The organism is Pyrinomonadaceae bacterium (assembly GCA_036277115.1).
Lineage (GTDB): Bacteria > Acidobacteriota > Blastocatellia > Pyrinomonadales > Pyrinomonadaceae > UBA11740.
The window spans coordinates 195,081-209,069 of the sequence record DASUNM010000011.1; the positions used below are offsets into that span (position 1 = coordinate 195,081).

General features: G+C 54.5%; 14 protein-coding genes and 1 other RNA gene. 7 read left to right on the forward strand and 8 right to left on the reverse strand.

Going from position 1 to position 13,989, the window contains the following annotated elements; translation table 11 throughout:
- Position 1 precedes the first annotated feature (1 nt).
- The 7 genes from VFX97_02670 to VFX97_02700 form a co-directional block, all read right to left on the reverse strand.
- Positions 2–1,222 (reverse strand): M23 family metallopeptidase, encoded by a 1,221-nt coding sequence (locus VFX97_02670; protein HEX5702106.1) that lies wholly within the window; start codon positions 1,220–1,222, stop codon positions 2–4.
- 87 nt (positions 1,223–1,309) lie between these two features.
- A complete protein-coding gene (locus VFX97_02675; protein ID HEX5702107.1) occupies positions 1,310–2,833 on the reverse strand; it encodes a serine hydrolase domain-containing protein in 1,524 nt (507 codons plus the stop codon).
- A 27-nt stretch (positions 2,834–2,860) separates the two neighbouring features.
- Positions 2,861–3,676, reverse strand: coding sequence for a DUF4097 family beta strand repeat-containing protein (locus VFX97_02680; protein HEX5702108.1), 816 nt, complete (start codon positions 3,674–3,676; stop codon positions 2,861–2,863).
- Between the two features lie 19 nt (positions 3,677–3,695).
- The gene (locus VFX97_02685) at positions 3,696–4,541 is read right to left on the reverse strand and encodes a hypothetical protein (protein HEX5702109.1); all 846 of its coding nucleotides are present in this window, start codon (positions 4,539–4,541) and stop codon (positions 3,696–3,698) included.
- Between the two features lie 35 nt (positions 4,542–4,576).
- Positions 4,577–5,548: a DUF4097 family beta strand repeat-containing protein gene (locus VFX97_02690; protein HEX5702110.1), complete on the reverse strand. Its 972-nt coding sequence runs from the start codon at positions 5,546–5,548 to the stop codon at positions 4,577–4,579.
- 51 nt (positions 5,549–5,599) lie between these two features.
- Positions 5,600–6,475: a zf-HC2 domain-containing protein gene (locus tag VFX97_02695; protein HEX5702111.1), complete on the reverse strand. Its 876-nt coding sequence runs from the start codon at positions 6,473–6,475 to the stop codon at positions 5,600–5,602.
- Positions 6,465–7,010 carry an RNA polymerase sigma factor gene (locus VFX97_02700; protein HEX5702112.1) on the reverse strand — a complete coding sequence of 182 codons (546 nt, stop codon included), beginning with the start codon at positions 7,008–7,010 and terminating at the stop codon, positions 6,465–6,467. The genes VFX97_02695 and VFX97_02700 overlap by 11 nt, the downstream gene beginning before the upstream one ends.
- Before the next feature lie 434 nt (positions 7,011–7,444).
- On the opposite strand from VFX97_02700, the gene VFX97_02705 reads away from it, so the two are divergent.
- The 5 genes from VFX97_02705 (at position 7,445) to VFX97_02725 (ending at position 10,142) form a co-directional block, all read left to right on the forward strand.
- Positions 7,445–7,711, forward strand: coding sequence for a hypothetical protein (locus VFX97_02705; GenBank protein HEX5702113.1), 267 nt, complete (start codon positions 7,445–7,447; stop codon positions 7,709–7,711).
- Positions 7,711–8,070 carry a cell division protein ZapA gene (locus VFX97_02710; GenBank protein ID HEX5702114.1) on the forward strand — a complete coding sequence of 120 codons (360 nt, stop codon included), beginning with the start codon at positions 7,711–7,713 and terminating at the stop codon, positions 8,068–8,070. Before VFX97_02705 ends, VFX97_02710 begins: the two co-directional genes overlap by 1 nt.
- Positions 8,071–8,182: 112 nt before the next feature.
- Positions 8,183–8,518, forward strand: coding sequence for a hypothetical protein (locus tag VFX97_02715; GenBank protein HEX5702115.1), 336 nt, complete (start codon positions 8,183–8,185; stop codon positions 8,516–8,518).
- Positions 8,519–9,049: 531 nt separating this feature from the next.
- Positions 9,050–9,236, forward strand: a non-coding RNA gene (ssrS, locus tag VFX97_02720) — 6S RNA.
- Between the two features lie 123 nt (positions 9,237–9,359).
- Complete coding sequence (locus VFX97_02725; GenBank protein ID HEX5702116.1) at positions 9,360–10,142, forward strand: TIGR00282 family metallophosphoesterase; 783 nt, start codon at positions 9,360–9,362, stop codon at positions 10,140–10,142.
- A gap of 19 nt (positions 10,143–10,161) precedes the next feature.
- Here the strand turns inward: VFX97_02725 and VFX97_02730 are convergent, their stop codons facing one another.
- Positions 10,162–10,671 (reverse strand): thioesterase family protein, encoded by a 510-nt coding sequence (locus VFX97_02730; GenBank protein ID HEX5702117.1) that lies wholly within the window; start codon positions 10,669–10,671, stop codon positions 10,162–10,164.
- A gap of 75 nt (positions 10,672–10,746) precedes the next feature.
- On the opposite strand from VFX97_02730, the gene VFX97_02735 reads away from it, so the two are divergent.
- Both VFX97_02735 and VFX97_02740 read left to right on the forward strand, forming a co-directional pair.
- Complete coding sequence (locus tag VFX97_02735) at positions 10,747–12,087, forward strand: hypothetical protein (GenBank protein HEX5702118.1); 1,341 nt, start codon at positions 10,747–10,749, stop codon at positions 12,085–12,087.
- A gap of 69 nt (positions 12,088–12,156) precedes the next feature.
- Positions 12,157–13,959, forward strand: a complete 1,803-nt coding sequence (locus VFX97_02740; GenBank protein HEX5702119.1) for an acyl-CoA carboxylase subunit beta — start codon at positions 12,157–12,159, stop codon at positions 13,957–13,959.
- The last annotated feature ends 30 nt before the right edge of the window (positions 13,960–13,989 follow it).

Genomic DNA, 13,989 nt, shown 5'->3' on the forward strand with positions numbered 1-13,989 from the left:
ATCACCGGTCCGGAAAGGTAATGATCGAATTCCTCGTCGGCATCTTAAACTCGAACAGTTTGCGTTTCGCGGGAAAGTCCCCGCCGCGTCCGTCCAGCCAGTAACTCCTAAAAACATAAGGCAGGAACTCGTCCTCGCTGATTCGCGGGCCCCGGCCTACATGGAAGTGCAGATGGGGTCCGTCCGTGTTCCCCGAATTTCCCAGCTTAGCGAGCAGCTGACCCTTGCGGACGCGGTCGCCTTCCTTGACGCGGATCGATCCAGGCTGGAGATGCACATAGAAAGCATATTGCCCCTTGCCGATCTGAAGAGCGATCATGTTGCCGTTGACGGTCGCCTCGGTCAGGGGAACCGGCATGTTCGTTTTTCTGTCGGTTCGAGGGATGTTCTCAGGGATCCCGTCCTTTGTTTCCATCACGAGTCCGTCCGCGACGGCTATTACCTCGGCGCCATAGCTGTAGAACGCCGACAAGTTAATTTCAACCGGAGTCTGGGGTCGCCAAGCCGTGATCTCTCCGTTGACCTTTGCGATCTTTGCAAAGTCGCAGCCGAAGCGCGACACCACAAGGATTCGGGCGGTCCTGGCGTAAGGTATCTGCGCGTCGTGTGGGGCGAAGGGATCGAACAAGGCATTGGCGCAGAACCAGGGTCCGCCGCGGAGCGGAGGTCCGATGACGACCGGAGGGCGTCGATCGATTGGCATTGGTTCGGAGACGGCGAAGAGCTCCGATGACTCGGAACCGTCGTCGAGGATCAACCGGAGATTGGGATCGGATTCGAACTTGATCCGGTGCCGTACTGCGGCAGGCACGCTCGCTCCCAACGGCAGTCTTACGTGAATCGTGATGACCGCTGTCCGGCCGGCCAGCAGTAGACGATTTGGTGGGCCCTTTAATTCACTATTAAACGGGACGGTGCCAATCCTGTTCGGGTCCTCGAGCGCCTTAGTATCGTACTGTGCTAATAGCTTCCCCGTGGCAGCGTCCTCGACGTCGATCGACGCGAACCGAAGATCCTCCTTTTGCCAGTTGACGATGAAAAGCTCATAGACGAGATGTTGGAGATCGTCGTCTGCTGCCACGAACTGGCCGATGGCGGGCCGGGCGTGGGCATCGATCTGAAGGGAATTCATTTTTACTACGGTGCTCGTTTGCGTCTGCGCGCTGGATAAGGCGACAAACACCAGAAGCACCGCAAAGATTGCTGTGATTAAATGCTTCACGTTAATCACCGGGGCGGGTAGGTATTGATTGAGGCGTTGACCGGCAACTTGAAGTCGATTCGCTTGCTTTCGCAGTATCCGGCGGGGCTAAGGCTGTCGCTTGAAGGCGTAGGTTCGCCACTTCAAGACCATACTGCCGTCCTTGCCCGACTCGAAAGTAATGAATTTATTTCCGACACTTCCTCCAGCAATTTTAAAGTCGTTATCTCCAAAGGACTCAAGGGGAACCTCTTTCATCCAGACTCTTGAACCGGGCCGTACTTCGGGTATTGTGATCACTAACTTTTGATTCACGATGCGAACGTCGAATTCGCTGAAGGTTATCAGGGCGATGGCGTTCGGGTCGGTGATAATGTATCGCCCAGTGTATTTCTGCCACTTCGGCAGGGCCTCCTCGAGAGCTTTGGCCTGGCTCCGCTCAAGAGATTTCTCGACTACCGTTGTTAATTTCTTGAGGAGAGGGTATCCCAACCAGAAAGGCTCAGTTTGGGTGTTCGTCAAAAGGGCCATCCCCACCTTGCGCGGGTGGTTGATATACACGATCGATGAGTAGCCAGCGGTGCCGCCATCCTTGTAATTAATCTGCTCCCCGCTGAATGGATTAACCGAAAAGCCGACAGTGGAACCTGCCAGCCACAGCCACGTAGGCCTTCCTTTTTCATCCCTGCTTAGATCTGTGCTTACGGCCACTGGAATCAGCATCTCCAGCAGCGAACTGCTGCCCAGCACTTGCTTGCCACCCCTCGGGCCTAGACGGAAAAACAAAGACAAAAAATTTGCCAGGTCATCCACGTTCGAATAGAGCATCCCGGAGGCGACGCCATGTTTCGGGTAGGACGATCTTTCATGGGTCCCATCCGGTCCAGCGGGCTTATAGCCGACGGCAAAACGTTTCTTCATTTGCTCAGTTAACGCGAAGCCGCTGTGATTCATTCCGAGAGGTTTGAGGATATGAGTCGCGACGTACTGGTCGTAGGGTTGTTTAGCAACTCGAGACAGGGCCAGACCGATAATGTTGTACCCGAGGTTTGAGTACGAATACATGGTCATGGCGGGCAACATCATTTCGGTATTCTCGAGACTCTTCAGCTGATCTTCAACTGAAGGAAACTCGTCCGTGGCCTGATACTCGTGAAGCATGGGAGGTTCCCTTGGCAGTCCCGAATAATGCGCGGCAACCTGACGGAACGTTGCCGGCCGGGCGTCAGGGAAACGCGATTTGATTTTGAACTCCGGAAGGTACTTCTCAATCGGGTCGTCGAGGTGCAATTTGCCGGCGTCCCGCAGTTGCATCAGCATCATTGCCGTAAATGCCTTCGTCACCGAGCCTGTGCGGTAGACCGTTTGTGGATCAGCGGGAATCTTTTTCTCGAGATCAGCGTAACCAAAGCCTTTAGCGAGCAGAACTTCCTGATCGTAGACGATCACAATGGACATGCCGGGGATTTTTGCTTTCACCCGGGCCTTTTCAGCATCGGCCTCAATCTCGGCGAGAATGGCGCGTAGCTCAGGATCATTCTTATCCAGGGCCACGCGAGGCTGTTGCGCAGGCCAGGCCGTGTGAAGCAAAAAAATGAGAACGATAGCTAGCGCGCAAAGACGATGTGACATGTGATTCTCCGATAACCGGAAGGGTTGTTAGGGATAACGGATAAGCAAGATGCTACCGGAATTACCGTGGGCATTAATCGTCGGCCCGCCAGATCCGACGCGCGCATAGTAATCGGAGGCTCCTGACTTGGTAAATTCCACATTCGGCAGCTCACTTGAAACCGGGCCGCTGTGTCCGCTTACTTTCACATCGATACTTAATTCACCGCCGACGTATAGCTTGAGAGTGCCGCTATTACCACTCAACTCCAGTCCTTCTGTATCGAGGTGCCGGATCTTAATGGTTGCCGTCCCACTATTGCCCGTGATACGAGCACCACTACCGAGTTCGGCGACGTTGATGGTCCCACTATTACCCGTGATACGTGCACCATTACCGACACGCGCGAGATTGATGTCCCCGCTATTGCCGCTGATACGCAGCGTGCCGTCAATCTCTCCGATGTCGATTGGGCCGCTGACGCCGTGGACGCTAACATCGACACGCCGCGGGAGACTCAACACCAACCGATGAACGACCTGTATATTCTGGCAGCCTGGACCACCCACGTTTTCACTCCGGACCGTCAAATTACCCGATGCCTGCTCCACAACGATTTTGTTGCAATCCAGTTCAGCGCGGCTGCGCGCGGTTCGCTCCATCTGGACGATTGCCGAATCGGCATCAACAGCCTTGATGTCAACGCTGCCGCTAATCGCAGCCACGTCAACATGCGCTTTAGCCGGGAGAGTAAAGCTTCTATTGATTTCATCGCGCTCTTGAGCGACGGTCGCCCAAACCGATGATGCGCCAAGAAGAACCGACAACACCGCACACGCTTTTTTGATTGCTAGGTTTTTCATTTTTTACTCCTTTGACTTTCTATATAACGACACGATTCGGACGCGAGTGAATGGGCAATGGCTGAAGAACGATAAAGCCTGTCACATTCGAGACCACGATTTGCGGCCCGCCTGAACCGAGACGTGCGGAATAGTTTGAAGGGCCAGCACTAACGAGAGCGAGACCCTGGATCTTATTGGAGACCCCGGCGGTTGTATTGCCGACACTCAATTCGGCGTTCAGGTCGCTGGCCAGGCCTAAGTAAACGTTGCGACTAACGCCACTGACACGCAGTCCCGCGTCATTGACGCGTTCGACCGCGACGCGGACATTCCCGCTGACGCCGGATACGGATAAGACCCCATTCAAGCGCTTGGCATTGACGCTGCCACTAATACCGTCCAGATCAACGGCGCCAGTGACACCGCTGATGTTGAAATCGCCGCTGATACTCTTTCCGCTCACTCTGACCTGGCGTGGAACTTTAAGGACGACGCGATTCAGTAGATCGATGCTGGAACGCTCCGTGCCATCGTTTTTTTGTGTGATGGTCAATCCCGACGAAGTCTGGTCGACAGAAACTTTTCGGTAATCCAAATCGGCGTGGTTCGGCGCCGAGCGATAAATGTGCACTTCGGCCACCGACCCATCAGCTGCTTCCACGGAAACAGGGCCGCTGATATTAAAAACATCTATATGTGCGCCGGCTTTGAGTTGATAACTCTTATGTTCCTCTTGGTCGCCCATAACCCTGGTCCACTCATTTCCTGCCGGCCCGCCATTTACATCGACGGCTGCCGCCTTCGGCAGCTTTGCATGGCCGCCCAGAATTAACAGGGCGACAGCGCCGCTCACCAGTGATGAAACAATCGAACGATTCTTCATATTCACACTCCTTTTCGTTGGTTCCATCGACGCACTCATCGCTGGCAGTCTTTGACACTGCTCGCCACGATTTTGCGCAGATGTACGTGTCCACTAAACGAATCAAGCTCGATCCGCCCGCTGCCGTCTCCGTACTTACCAATAATGCGTTGATTACTTTTGCTCGGCGGTGTTTGTGAGTCGTTCGAAAGTTGAAAGTCTTTCTCTATTCGACCACTGTACGCCGACAGCACCGCGGTAAAACCAACTGTGTCAGGAATATCCATGGATACATTCCCTGACAGTGTCTTCAGCCGATAGCGGCGTTCGGGATGAATCGGCCCTGTGAACGAAGCGCTACCCGAGGAAACGTTAAGTTCGACATCTCCGTCGATGTTCGAAACTGCAATTTGACCACTCGAGACTCGCGCCGCAACATCACCCTTGACGCATTGAACATTTATGCCGCTGCTGATTGCGACAATGCGAACATCGCCGTTGATATTCGACAAATTAACATTTCCGCTCCCGGCCGTGGCCTCGACAAATCCGCCCCCGAGAGACCCCGCCCTCTGAACATTTATGTTGCCGTCGTCGGTTCTTAGATTCACGCCACCGTCGAGGTTGTTAACAGTAATGGTGCCCCTGCGAAGGTAAATAGGTGCCAACTCAACATCGTGGGGAACCTTTACTTCTAGTAAGGTATTCACCTTCTGACTAACACTACGCCCACTTTCGATGGGACTAACGGTGAAGACTTTTTTATTTGCGGACGAGGCTTCGGTGATAATCACTTTAATCGGCTGGGAACTGTTAAGATCGGTTGCCACGGCCTCGACGGTATTGCGATCTGATCCCTCAATGCGGATGTCTCCGAACTCACTGCGGACCACAATCCGACTTCCTTGTTCGACTCTGCGTTCCTGCTCGATGGCACTCGGATACTCTTTGGCGACTCCGCGGGTAGTCGCCATGGCGAAACCGATCACCGCGAGCGCTATTAATACCGGCTTAAGTCTTACAAACATTGCACTCCCCAAGTCAGTCTGAGTCAGTTCTCAGACAGAACGTTAAGCGGCCTACCAGCTTGTCACTTCTCTGAGCAGCTCTACTTTTTTCTCATACGCCGAGGCCAGATACTGGACGGCAAAAGGATCTCGTGGTTGCTCGCGCGCGACCCTTCGCGTAGCAGCTATGTTGCGGTCAACTTCTGTGAGCGCTCTTTCAAGCTGCGAAAGCAACGCGGGAGAAATGACGGCCTGGCGACGCTTAATATCGCGCGACAGAATCTTAATCGCGGACAAGTATTCCTGTTCGGCTCTTCGTGCCACCTGATCAACCGTAGGCCCGGCAGGTGATGGTTCAACATGTCTACTTGCACTTCCGGCTGCGCTAACCTGTGTCCCGCGTCTTCTGTTACCGCTTCTAGTTGAAGAAAGCGGAATCGTTCGATCTTTATCATCAGTGGAGCTTGGGCGATCAGTATTATCCGAGTCGCGGGGCGTGCCCTCGCGGTTTACCTCAGGCGAAGGTTGCACGCCAACGACTCCCGGATTTTGATCCTGGGACCTGGAGTTTTCGGTGGTTGTTCGCCACACCATTATTCCGATGACGAATGCGATTGTGATAAGGACCAGTGCGGCAGCCAGCTGAGGTGTGACACGCAGGCCTCCAAGAGCATTCGCAAGCCAACCTTGAAGTCGGCGTTGCGGTTGGGAGGCGCTGATGATTTTCTCCTTGTCCATCTCCAACTGTAAGTTCGCCCATAAAGCCGGCGTCGGCTCAACATCCAGCAGATATTTCTCGTAAAGTTCCTGTTCATGTCGCAAGTTCGCATAAAGCTGAGAGCACGGCCCGCATATCGCAATATGGGCACTTACCTCGCGGGCGAGGCGGTCATCAAGATCGCCCTCAATCAGGTCGTCCATCATTCCCAAACAAGCTTCACATTTCATCGCGCACCTCCAAATATGGGCGAATCAACTGGCGCATCTCGGCTTTGGCGCGGTGGAGATCCGTCTTGAGCTTTGGGATTGAAAACCCTGTAATTTCTGCGATCTCGTCATAGCTTCTCTGCTGCAGGAGCTTGAGAGTAAAGACCATTCGCTTATCGCTGTCCAATCTCGCCAGCGCATCGTGAATGACATTTCTGAGTTCCTTGTTAAGCAAATAATCATCAGGAGCGGGTCCGCCACCCTCACCTAAATTCGCTACTGGCTGGTCATTTATCTCGATGGTGGAGAACTCTCGGTTGCGCCCGCGAAGCGTATTGAGAGCTACGTTTTTCGCAATCCCGCAAAGCCAGGTCGAGACCTTCGATTCGCCCCGCATGGTGTTCATATTTCGGTAAGCGCGCATGAATGTCTCTTGTGTCAAATCCTCTGCCAGACCGCGTTCGCCGACCATTCCGTAAAGGAATCTGAAAACAAACCTATGATGTTGCGCGAAGATCAAACGAAAGGCCTCGTCATCAGGGCGAACGCGCTCCATAGAGTTCTCTGAACTATTAATCTGCGTTATAAAGCATGTCTCCGACGCGTGAACCGAGCTCGCCACACCTATCATCAACAACTTCATAGTCTTGCTCATTAGTACCGATTGAGACAAAAAGGTTTCAGCTTCTTTTGCCTGGCCTTTGTATCAGATTCGCTACTAAAAGGACTCATTATCGATACTCATCCAAAACGCGCATCCTAATACCCTACCTGCGTCCCTTTTGGCGACGCCATCAGTCATGCGCTCGTGTCCATCTAAAGATCCATAGCAGTTCCGTGTGTCCCGCACGACTGACACGGGAAGAAACCGCCACCTGATTAGGCAACGAACCATGCGCCCCAAGGCTAATGTTCATTCTACTTATCTCTTGCGCTCTCGCTCGCATGGGCGGATAATCACCCCGAACTAATGCGGTCGAGCGGAGACGAATGATGGTTCCCTTAAACGGATTGGAAAAGTTCTCACACCTCGAAGACAAAATTTATCGCACAATCGAACTGACCAAGACGCTCCGCCAGGAGAAAGAGGAACTGGAGCGTCAGTTGGCGAATTATCGCGGCGGCGCCGGGGACGAACAGCTCGTTACGGACGTGCAGCGGTTGCGCGCCGAGCGCGAGCTGATTCGAACCAAGGTTGAAACAATCCTGGATGCGATCGGTCGCATCGATCCTGAACTTGCGGAGGCCGTGCGCTGATGAGTCCTGAAGCCATCGGATTAGATCGAAACAACGACGCCGCGTCATCTCCGACGATTAAGGTCGAGATTTACGATCAAGCCTATACCGTCCGCTCTGACGGCGACCCCGAATACTTAAAGCAACTCGCTGAATATGTTGACGAGCGGATGCGCGAGATATCTTCCGGCACCCTGACTGTTGATTCCCGCAAAGTTGCGATTCTGGCAGCGCTTTATATTGCCGACGAATTACATCGACTCCAGAAGATTCACGACCAGGCCGATGAGCAGCTTGCGACCCGCAGCGCGGAATGCTCAGAGATGCTCGACCGTCTGCTCAAGGCGCCCCGGGCGCTGGATCGCGCCGTGGCGAGCTAAACTTAATTTCCCCTGAAGAAATGATCGCGATTGTCGCGGTCAAAGTTTTAGATATGACTGCAAGTCGCATTGTGTCTTGTGATTTGCACCTAATGAACGTTCAGGAGGGTTCATGATTAAGAGGTCGATTTCTCTCGCGACCGTGGTCGCGCTGGTTTGTTGTTTCTGCGGTGTTTCGGTTTACGCGAATGGTACTGATCCAAAGGCGCCGGCGGTGAAGACAGTTACGCCGGCAGAAAAAAGTCAGGCACAGGAAAAGTTGAAAGCCGATGTGACGAAGCTGGTGGCCGACGCGAAAGCGGGAAAGCTTAAGGTACCGACGCAGCACTTTCCGCAGCCGAAGCGTAACAATCTTTCCACCGGAGCAAAGATCGGCATCATCGCCGCAATCGGCGGGGCTATAGTTCTCATCTGGGTGTTGGTTACGCTGGCGGATGATGACAGCTAATCCAGTCACCGGTGGCTGCTAAATAAACATCGCGAAGCATGGGTTGTTGGCCGACGATAACCAGCAAGGCCGGCACCCGTGCGGTCCTTGAGATCAGGAGGCGTCATGACTAAGAAACTGTTTTCTCTCGCGACAGTGGTCGCGTTGGTATGTTGTTTCTGCGCGACTTCAGCTTATGCAAGACCTGGTTCCGATCTGAAAGAGCCTGAGGTTAAGTCAGCGGCGCCTGCGGAGAAAACTCAGGCGCAGGAAAAGCTGAAAGCTGACGTGACGAAACTTGTCGCGGACGCGAAAGCGGGAAAGCTCAAAGTGCCTGCTCAACAATTTCCGCAGACTCAGCGAAATAATCTCTCAACGGGCGCGAAAATCGGGATTATCGCCGCGATCGCGGGGAATAATTGTCGCCATCGTCATCCTCAACCATGTGACCAGCGACAACGACTAAACCTGCCCGGCGACTTGTGCGCGGACGTGCTGGCGATCGTTTACAAGCCGAGCTTCCCTTGTGCTAATATCCGTCGCGGCGGAGGAAGTGTTCTGCGGGGTTCGTCACCGATTACGATGATTGAGCCAACGTCGTTCACAAGGGAGGCCGACATCACGAGCTAGTGCGTCTCTTCATCGTTAAGAGACGCCGACAGTTTGCGGTGACAAAAAGGCCACCCACCTGATTACTCAGGTTCAATTACGACTTCGGAAACGGCCCGGCGGTGCTCCTTCTGCCAACCAAGAGCCGTAAACCGGGAATCGTCAATCGTAAATAGAAACTTATTTTGCGATTTTCATTTTCGGTTTACGGCTTTTGTCTATTTACCATCCACCATTTACTATTTCCGTCTTTATGAAGCTTCTGCTCATTGGCGATGTTGTGGGTAAGCCGGGACGCGCGGCGCTGCTCGATCGTTTGCAGGACCTGCAAGAGCAACATCAGATCGATTTCACCGTCATGAATGCCGAGAACGTCGCGGGAGGTTTCTCGATCACGCCGGCGATTGCCGATCTTCTTTTCAATGCCGGCATTGATGTAATGACGTCCGGCAATCATATCTTCGACAAGCACGAGGTGATCGACTACATCAAGAAGCAGCCGCGGCTTTTGCGGCCGGCGAACTATCCGCCCATTACGCCGGGAGAAGGCATGTGGGTGGGCGACGTAAAGGGGACACGCGTCGCGGTTATCAATTTGCTGGGACGCGTTTTCATGGCCCCTTCCGACGATCCGTTTCGCATCGGAATGGAGTTGATTGATTCGCTCGACCCCAAGGTGAAGGTACGAATCGTTGACGTACACGCTGAGGCGACGTCGGAGAAGGCTGCAATGGGCTGGTTCCTGGACGGCAAAGTTTCGGTCGTCTATGGCACGCACACGCACGTGCAAACCGCCGACGAACGTATTCTGCATGAAGGCACGGCTTTCATTACTGATTTGGGAATGACGGGCAGCTATGGCGGCGTAATTGGCATGAAGAAGGGCGACATCATCAATCGTTTCCGATCACCGATTCATCGCAAGCCTGATCACTCGAAAAGTGAAGTCCGGATCTGCGGCGTCGTGGTCGATGTGGATGAAGAGACCGGACAGGCGCGGTCGATTGAACGGATTAATTTGAGCCACGAGTCGTGAGGTTCGTGCCCAGTGAGCTCTATTCCGGCGAAATCTCGGGAACCTCTTCGCCCTCGTCCTCACTATCAATTGGCGGCGCGAGCAGCATTTCAGCAAAACCGGTCGGCATTGAGCGGACGCGGCCTTCCCCGTTGGTGACCACGTGGCCGGTCTCGCCTTCAGCAATAATCACTCCGTCTGAATCCCGAATAATCTCGTAGCCAAACCGAAGCGAACGCCGCCGTAGTTCAGTGATGTGAGTGCGAACGATCAGAACGTCGTCGTAATAGGCGGGCGCCTTGTAACGGCAGTAGCATTCGGCCACTACCAGGAAAGCGTTCTCGCTCTCTTCCATGTCGCGATAGGAAAAACCGCGCGCGCGACAATACTCAGTGCGACCAATCTCAAACCAGACAAGATAGTTCGCGTGATACACGACGCCCATCTTGTCCGTCTCCGCGTACCGTACGCGCAAAGAGGCTTCGTGCCAGTGCTCTAACGCGTCCGTTTCGGAAGTCATCGTATCCACGCGGTCGAAGGTGAATTCCATCTGCCGGAGCAGATAGTCTAAACTCTACAAAGTGTTCTCAGATTAATGTCGTTTAGCGGACTATAAAAGCGAAACATGACTATGTCAAAGCAAATGAAGATCGCGGTCAGCCGCCGAAAAAAAGCATCTCTCCTGCCGTTTGTTATTTTCCTCGGTGTTTGCACGGTTTGGAGTTCGATGCTTCTGCCGGTTTCGGCGCAACGGCCGGCGGGCAGTGCCGAGACGAGCACTACGGCGGCGCGCAATACGGCTTTGACGGCCGCGACGGAAGAGGTTTTGAAAGAAACCAGCCAGATTCGGCAGCTCACCGTCATGCGGCCGGTCCAGAGTTCGGCCCAGTCACGCGCGCAGATCGAACAGATGATTCTGCGCAACCTGGATCGCAATACGAAGCCCGGAGAGATGCACGCGGCCGAGGTGACTCTGAAGAAGCTTGGCCTGGCGCCCGCAGATTTTCAGTTCAGGCCGCTGGTCGTTCGTCTGCTGACCGAACAGGTGGCCGGCTACTACGATCCGAAGACGCAGCAGTTTCATCTCGCTGATTGGATTAACGTCGATGCGCAGAAACCGATTATGGCGCATGAGCTGGTGCACGCGCTTCAGGACCAGCATTTCAATTTGCGGCGGTTCGAACAATGGCCGGATGGCGACTCAGATGCCGAACTGGCCGCGCATGCACTAATCGAAGGTGACGCGACGCTCGCCATGTCGCAATACGTCATGAAGAACCCTTTGCGCGCGCTGGGTTTTCTGAAGTCAATCGCCGAAACGGGCATGGCCAGCGCAGAGCTGGACAAAGCACCGCGGTCGTTGCGCGAGACTTTGCTGTTTCCGTATCAGGAGGGCATGACGTGGGCGCGCGTGGTTCATCAGTACGGCGGGTGGAGCAACGTGTCGAAGGCGTTTACCAAGCTGCCGCAATCGACTGAGCAGATACTGCATCCGGAGAAGTACTTTGTTCACGAGGCTCCGGTGAAAATTGCGCTGCCGGACATTAGTTCGTCGCTCGGCCGCGGCTGGCGGCGCATCGAATCTGACGTGAATGGCGAATGGAGCTTTTATCTGATTCTGGATCAATTCTTGAAAACGCCGGTTGATTCAAAGCGCGCCGCAGCAGGTTGGGGCGGCGATCGCTACGCGGTTTATGAAAGTCAGCGTGGGCAGGTTGTATATGTTTCCGTCTCAGCGTGGGACACAGAAAAAGATGCGCGCGAATTCTTTGATGCGTACGTGAAACGATCGCGGCTGCGATATCCGGCGGCACACGCTCTTGCTGAGACCGCCACGGTGTGGTCGGCCCGCACGACTGAAGGCCACGTGAGCATCGAAATGCGTGGCAAGCGAATAGTGGTAATTGAAGGACTGCCACGGTCCACGCCATCACGTTCGATGCTGCGATCGCTGTGGGCTGTCTAGCCCTGCAATTGGCGCAGGCATCTTTCGCTGTGGTATTTTTCGAAAGCAATAGCTTCCTAGAGACGCAAAATGGCTGACTCAGAATCTGAAGTTGTGTCCACTTCGGGGTTTAAAGTGCGCCCGCTCACTAAGCAAAAGGCAGTGAGCAGTAGGCAGAAGGCAGAAAACCTTCCAGCCGAAGGCTCTACTCCACCGGCGGATACGCCAAGAACAAAATCACGGCTGCGCGAACTCACGGATGAATTGCGTGAGTTGGAAACGAAAATTCGTCTCGGCGGTGGATCTGAGAGAATCGAAAAACAGCATCGGCAAGGCAAGCTAACGGCGCGTGAGCGAATCGATCTGTTACTCGACAAAGATTCGTTTCGTCAGGAAGTTGGCTTACTCATTGCCTACGACCAATACAAAGAGCAAAGCGGAAAGGGCAAAGGGCCAAGGGAAACAGAAAGCCAAGTTGGCGGCGCCCCGGCTGCTGGTGTAGTGACGACGGTGGGTCGCGTGGCGGGCAGGGAAGTCGTAGTCGTCGCAAATGACGCCACCGTGAAAGCTGGTTCCTGGTGGCCGGAAACCATCAGGAAGATTCTGCGCGCGCAGGAGATTGCGATGCGCTCGCGTGTTCCGATCATCTATCTGGTGGACTCAGCCGGCGTGAATCTTCCTTATCAGGGCGGTGTCTTCCCCGGACAGTACGGGGCGTCGCGGATCTTCTATTACAACTCGATCATGCGCCGGTACCTGAAGGTGCCGCAGATTTCTGCCGTCATGGGTCCGTGCATCGCCGGTGGCGCTTACCTGCCCGCTCTCTCGGACGTGATCATCATGGTCGAAGGCACTTCGTTCATGGGCCTCGGGGGCGCGAACCTGGTGAAAGGCGCGACCGGGCAAACGATCGACAACGAAACGCTCGGAGGTGCGCGCACACACAACGAACTATCTGGCGTGGCGCACTATCGCGTGAAGAACGACGAGGAGGCGATCACGAAAATTCGAGAGTTTGTTTCGGAGCTTCCCAACCAGAAGTCAGAAGTCAGAAGTCAGAAGCCAGAAAATGAGAGCGCGAAGCGGCCGGCTGAGAAGATTTACGACATTCTTCCCGGAGACCATCGTCAACCATACGACATGCGCGCGCTGCTCGAGTGTCTGTTGGACGGCGGGCACCTGGACGAGTTTCAGGCTGATTACGCGAAAGAGGTGATCACCGGTAACGCGAGCATTCAAGGAATTAAGGTGGGCGTCATTGCGAATGCGCGCGGGATGTTTCGCGATCCGTCGGGTGGCGCGCCGCGATTCGGCGGCATCATCTATACCGAATCGGCTGAGAAGGTCGCCTACTTCATTGATACCTGCAATCGCCACGACACGCCGCTGCTGTTCGTTCAGGACGTCTCTGGTTTCATGGTGGGCTCAAAAGCCGAGCACTCGGGAATCATTCGCGCGGGCGCACGCTTCGTCGAAGCGATGGCGACAGCGACCGTTCCCAAGATTGTGCTTACAGTGAATCACGCTTCGGGCGCCGGTTATTACGCGATGGCCGGCCAGGGCTTCGACCCGAATTTCATTTTTAGTTGGCCCACTGGCCGAATGGGCGTGATGGAAGGCGAGTCGGCGGTGCAGGCTGTCTTCGGCAGCGAACTTGAACGTTTAAAGAAGAGTGGACAGGAGCCGGGTCCGGAACTCGAACTTGAGATGCGCAAAGTGCGCGAGACCTACGAACGCGACCTCGACGCCAAGTACGCCGCGGCGCGCGGGTTTGTCGATGCGGTCCTTGCACCGGAAGAGACAAGAGCGGCGCTCGAACTTGCGCTGCGAGTGAGCTTGAATTATGAAGGACCGCATCTCGGCCAGTTTGTCTTGCCGGCATCATTAGCCTGAGAACCGTAGATAGCCTTGATGCGCAATTCG